8 protein-coding genes are annotated in these 5494 nt (G+C 40.2%); all 8 read right to left on the bottom strand.

Annotation, left to right across the window (positions count from 1 at the left end):
* Positions 1 to 656, bottom strand: a 656-nt coding sequence (locus Ga0451573_RS18715) for an Athe_2463 domain-containing protein (protein WP_435052303.1), incomplete at its 3' end; no start/stop codon positions are given.
* Position 657: 1 nt separating this feature from the next.
* A complete protein-coding gene (locus Ga0451573_RS18710; RefSeq protein WP_231685705.1) occupies positions 658 to 1407 on the bottom strand; it encodes a copper amine oxidase N-terminal domain-containing protein in 750 nt (249 codons plus the stop codon).
* Between the two features lie 218 nt (positions 1408 to 1625).
* Complete coding sequence (locus Ga0451573_RS18705; protein ID WP_231685704.1) at positions 1626 to 1916, bottom strand: DUF5316 family protein; 291 nt, start codon at positions 1914 to 1916, stop codon at positions 1626 to 1628.
* A gap of 12 nt (positions 1917 to 1928) precedes the next feature.
* Positions 1929 to 2747, bottom strand: a complete 819-nt coding sequence (locus tag Ga0451573_RS18700; protein ID WP_231685703.1) for a metallophosphoesterase — start codon at positions 2745 to 2747, stop codon at positions 1929 to 1931.
* 57 nt (positions 2748 to 2804) lie between these two features.
* A complete protein-coding gene (locus tag Ga0451573_RS18695) occupies positions 2805 to 3227 on the bottom strand; it encodes a hypothetical protein (protein WP_231685701.1) in 423 nt (140 codons plus the stop codon).
* A 348-nt stretch (positions 3228 to 3575) separates the two neighbouring features.
* Positions 3576 to 4172: a hypothetical protein gene (locus tag Ga0451573_RS18690; protein ID WP_231685700.1), complete on the bottom strand. Its 597-nt coding sequence runs from the start codon at positions 4170 to 4172 to the stop codon at positions 3576 to 3578.
* A gap of 37 nt (positions 4173 to 4209) precedes the next feature.
* Positions 4210 to 4452 (bottom strand): zinc ribbon domain-containing protein, encoded by a 243-nt coding sequence (locus Ga0451573_RS18685; RefSeq protein ID WP_231685698.1) that lies wholly within the window; start codon positions 4450 to 4452, stop codon positions 4210 to 4212.
* Positions 4453 to 4476: 24 nt separating this feature from the next.
* A complete protein-coding gene (locus Ga0451573_RS18680; RefSeq protein ID WP_231685696.1) occupies positions 4477 to 5028 on the bottom strand; it encodes a hypothetical protein in 552 nt (183 codons plus the stop codon).
* Positions 5029 to 5494 lie beyond the last annotated feature (466 nt).

The following is a 5494-nucleotide window of genomic DNA, read 5'->3' as shown; positions in this document are numbered from 1 at the left end:
TAAAGTATCTCACCGTTCTTGATGTGCCAGGCCCGCCCTACACCCCAGCCGTAGTAAGTGGGGGGCTGCAGGATATGCACATAATCTGTCCAGGTTAATTCGGGAGCGCCCCTGAATTCAGCCGTGTGTTTTGCCTGCAGCCCTTTGACGATATTGGGAAGAAACCTGGTATCACCATCCCAGGGGCTTCTCGAGATAGGGGATTCACCCCGGGAAATTAGTTTTTGCCTAATTGCATTACTCTCCCAGGGAAATTTAATCCAGCAATTATCATCTAATTTAGCACCTGGGTTTATAGGAACATCAAGTGGCCAATCTATATTTGTAATGTTTTCACCCAATGCATTAATACCTAAATAACGGTATACTCCGTTCAAATAATCCCCGTGCTCATTTCCCCATACAAGCATATGCTCACTGTTGTCATAATAAATAATTCTAAGTTCCTCACCATTTAGATTAAGGTTTTTAATAATTGGAAGTTTATGTACAAAGTATTCTCTGTTTAAATATTTATTGTCGTCATTCATTGCCGAATCAACATCATTTGGGGGACTCTTAAGAGGTATGTAAGAATCATATTCTGCACCATACGCTAAAAGAGGCATAAATATTAGCATTATAGCAAATATTATTGTACTCTGTAATATTTTCATCTTAAGCCTCCGGTAAATAAATTGTTACCTGTATTCCGAAATCTCCAGCCCGTGATATAACCCATATTTCCTGGCCATTGTAATAAAAGTTCTTTCCAGAAACATAGTCATATCTATTTTTCTTCGAGCTTACATAAGTGCTTATTTCATGAGCTGCATTGTCTCCAAACTTGCTTTTAATAATATTAAATAAATCGGAAAGTTGTGAAGTCAAATCTCTATCTATTAAAATGAGCATACTGATATCCACCTGATTGGGATTATCATCAGGCGGGTACATATCGATCTGCAGATCCGTCTCCTCGGGCAGCACATAGCCATTGTCCAGCACAATCATCACAGTCCGGGTCGCGCTGTCCCAGTTCACCGTACACCCCAGCGCTTCGGCTACAAACCTTACCGGCACCATAGTCCGGCCCGGCGGCAGAATCACAGGGACTGTATCCATTGTTTTGCTTTTCCCGTTGACGGTGTAGTCCTGCCTGCCCGCCCAAAGGTAGACTGCATTTTCCTTTCGTTTCACACTCACTCCCTTTGTTTTCTGGTTCCAGTCCACTTCTGAACCCAGGGCTTCAGCTACAAAACGAATGGGGACCATTGTCCTATCATTGGCATCGATATACGGCTTGACATCACTGGCTATTCTGCTGCCATTTACCGTGATTGTAATCTCCGGATAGGCAGCCAGTGCCGGTGGGGATATTGTCAGTAAGCATGCCAGGGCGGCAAACAAAAACACAAATTTCTTCACAGTTCTCCACTCTCCCATCATTTTTGAACCCATCTGCTCCCAAAACACACATTATATTATACCATTTATTACATTTTATGCCAATATATCTTTTCCCGTGTGGCACAACAAAAAACAAGCAGCCGCCCTCTGCAGTTATCTTAAAAAAAAGACTTTGCACAGGACTGCTGCTTAATTATATTATCATTTCAGCATTGCTTTTCCGAAACATTATTTTTTTATTTTAAAAAGGCATGATAAACAACCGCTGCCATAAACCCCGGCATACCGGTCATCATGAATATAAACCCCCATTTTCGGGTATTATCCAAATCTTCCTGAGGAGAAGTCGATACGTTGGCTCGAATTCTGTCTCCACTTATAAATGCTCCGGAAAGAACACCGGAAATAATTAGTAATCCTATCCCAATAATTGCGGAAAAATTAACACCAAATTCCAAATCACCTTTAAACATTCCAATAATTAACCCTGCCAACAATATTCCTGTGCCAACCAAAAACGGTTTCAATTGAAAAACCTCCTATTGTTTTAGGCCTTTAAGAGTGATTAAAACTATTTCGGGTGCAGCATTAAACCTAATCGGCAAAACACTTTCCCCAAGACCGCTGGTTATAACCATCTTCGTATTTCCGGACGTATAAAGACCATAATCAAATTCAGGGAACAGCCCCTGACCTGGCACTACTAGCGCTCCAATAAAAGGAATTCGTATCTGGCCTCCGTGGGTATGCCCCACCAATAGCAAATCGATTTTTTCATTTATTACACTTTGGTAAATGCCTGGAGCATGAGCCAGCAGTATTTTAGGTGATACTTCATCAACACCCGTCATAGCCTCCTGTAGGTCGTCCCGGCCCAAGTAAGGGTCATCAACCCCCAAAATCCAGACACTTTGCTGCCCTAATTCAAACTTTTCCGCTCTGTTTTCCAGAACTTTAACCCCATGTTTCAAAAGAGATTCCCTAATGCTGTACCCAGACCACCATTCATGGTTCCCGGGCACGAAATAAGTGGGTTTGTCGGTCAGGTTCTTAACCAATTGAAGCCCAGGTTCTGGATCAGGATTATCCTTGTCAATAAGATCGCCTGTTATTGCCACCAAATCATATGTTTGTTTTTTAATTATTTCGTGTAACTTATCCTGGCCTTCCCCAAATGACTTGCTATGCAAATCACTTAAATGCAGTATCGTAAAACCCTCAAAAGCCGATGGAAGGTTATTAATACCGATAGAATAACGGGTAACAGCAATGGTCTTGGTTTCAACAAAAAAATATGCAGCCAAAGCCAGGCATCCGCTAATAATAAAGGTGCGCCGCTTAATTTTAGGTATTTCCAAAAACAGTCCTCCTCGGAAATTGGAAAGATAATCTTAAAGTTTCCGTTTATTTTACTCTTATCTTGAATGCATATATTGATTCGCCCTGATCCCATTCCCTCTTATCTCAAAAACATAAATGCCTTCATCCTCTGGCATAATGACAGTGTTGTGATCTATGTTGTATTTTAGAGGTCCTGCTTCAGTCCATAACAATACATCAACATTATTGGGCTTATAATCAAATTTGATTTTTAGGTTGCCCTGCGGAGCCACAGTAGTTGGAGTAATGTTTTCCACGAGTTCAGGAGGTATCGGAGAGTCTGCCTGAACACTTTTAGTAAATGTTTCCCAGCCATAGCTACCCTGCAAAACTTCTATTGGCTCGTTCTGATATGTTACTTTTGGCATTGGTGGCTTGTCAGGGGTTGACAATGTTACAAATGCCAAAAAGCCAATCGAAAAAATAATTAAAACTAAAATGATCCTTTTATAGTTCACTGTGTGCCCACCTTTTCATCAATCAAGATTTCACAGCCGGGTGTTGAATGATTTCACCTTTATGCTGGCACACATAGGCACTACTTGGTGTTGTGCCGCATTTACGATAGCCCTCAAGATCAGAGGTAAAGTTAATTATACCACAATCCGGACATGAGTAACGCTCAACCATTTCCGCATACCATCTTTATCACCTCTGACTAGGCTAAGGGGTAACCCCTCCCGCTGATAATACTCGGGGCTACCAATTCTATTGCTACTTCCACAATTTTTGCATGATACAATAGCTGTACACAATAATAATGCAAATTTTAAATGGTTTCTTGAGTTCATCAAAACCAGAATCATTTATTCCACATGAATTACAATTTCAAGACCTGTTGGTTTATGTGGAGCACTATACTCTTTAAAAACCAAGTCTATTCCTGAAATATCATCTGATAATGGTGGTGAGACAATAAAGTTGTAAGTATAGTGTCCTGTTGAACCGCCTCCACCAGCCATTCGGCAATTGTACTGCTCTCCGATAATCAATTCAAAGAAACTGTGCTGGGGCCGGTCCATCAGTGAATCATTTGTACCGTCCCAATCTACATTAAAGTTTACAACGCTGGCGTTAGTGAACTGCCGAATAAAGGTTACAGTATATAATTTTTCACCTTTTTCAGTTGATTTTAGGATTGGCAAATGCATTCGGAATCCCTCGGGTTCAACCATTGGCCGAAAATGTTTCTCGTTTGCCAAGGCCCCGAATACTGAATTTAATAAATTCTCGTACAGTGAGAACTTACTTGCCCAATTGGAAATATACTCAGGCGGAGGAAACCCCGGATTATTGTTCGAAATTTCTCTTCTTTGCTTTATCAGCGTGCAAATTTGCTCATCGATTGAAGAAATTCTTTCATCATAATATTCGATTGGACGTCTAAATACCTTTCGCATCATTCATAACTCCTCGCTAACTTCTTCCTTTGACCAACAACTAACCAAAAAGTATATCGAATAAATTTCCTAATCCATCCTTACCTTCAAGAATCTCCGGGTTGTATATCTCGGTAAATCCACAATTTTTGCATGAAGCCGCAATAAAATGGTTATGCTGAATGTCAAACATCTTGGAAAACCCGGTTCCTGTTGCTGCAAAACGTTTAACCAAAGCACCGGATGATTTACACTTGCTGCAAACAAAGCGCTTCCTTAATTGATCATCCAAATTGTAACTCATAAGTATCACTCCACTTTTAATATTTTAATAACGAGAGTAATCTGACATAATTACATTATAAGGTCTAAATACGACTTTCCTCTCAAAACGCTTCTTTTCTTTATCAAATACATTGTCGCTGAATAAAAAATCCGCATCACAATTCTGTATTGTAGTTATATGTACAGTATTTTGTTCCGAGGTATACAGCCAGTAGTTTAAATCACCAAGTTGAACATAATCATCAAAAAGAATAAACTCACTATCGCCATACGTAACTCTCAACAGCCAGCGCTGACCGTCATCCCAGGCGATTTGACCTTTAGGGTCTTTTGCAGCGGCTGTGTATAATTCGACAGACTCTTCCCGTCCATCTTGGTCAATATCAATCTTTGAATCATCAAGTAAAGTCAGACTATCCACTGTATCTTTTATTTCCGCCGCGTATATGAAATCTTCTTCAGTTTGCTGATCATTGGAATTACTCGGCGATTCAATCTGATTTTGACCGGCACTTTGTGTGTTTGAACACCCAACAAATATTCCAGGAATCATGATAAACAAGAAGATAAATAATATTTTTCTTCCCTGTTTCAAAGCCTTCCCCCCTCTCCAATTGTCTGCATTTTTTCGGCTCCTTAATTTATTATTGTTACTAACCTTTTATTTTTAATCAATGACCTTTCCGGTCCTGATAAATTCGGAAAACAGGAAGCAAATGAAATGGCAACATATAGTCAGATGTTTCCCGCTGGCCATACATCTTTCCCCTTTCGATGAGCACCATCATCGGTAAATCCACCCTATTTCCATATGCATCAAAAAAATTGACTTCCCGTTTATTAGTACTGACACCAATATAATCAATTTTGTTCCCTGCATTAGCGCCGTTTCGCAAGGGTTAATCCGGAGAAGAATAGATATCATCATACATATCTCCGTGAATAGTTACATAATCCTCCTTGCAGATTTTCAGCCCCGTTTTACCAACACTGTCTATGTGCACAACCACAGAGTATCTCCCGTCAGTTGTGCCGATACCAACATAGTGTTTTCTCTCCCA

Origin of the sequence: Phosphitispora fastidiosa, from assembly GCF_019008365.1 — a bacterium.
Taxonomy (GTDB): domain Bacteria; phylum Bacillota; class Thermincolia; order Thermincolales; family UBA2595; genus Phosphitispora; species Phosphitispora fastidiosa.
This window is presented reverse-complemented; position numbering and strand designations above follow the sequence as displayed.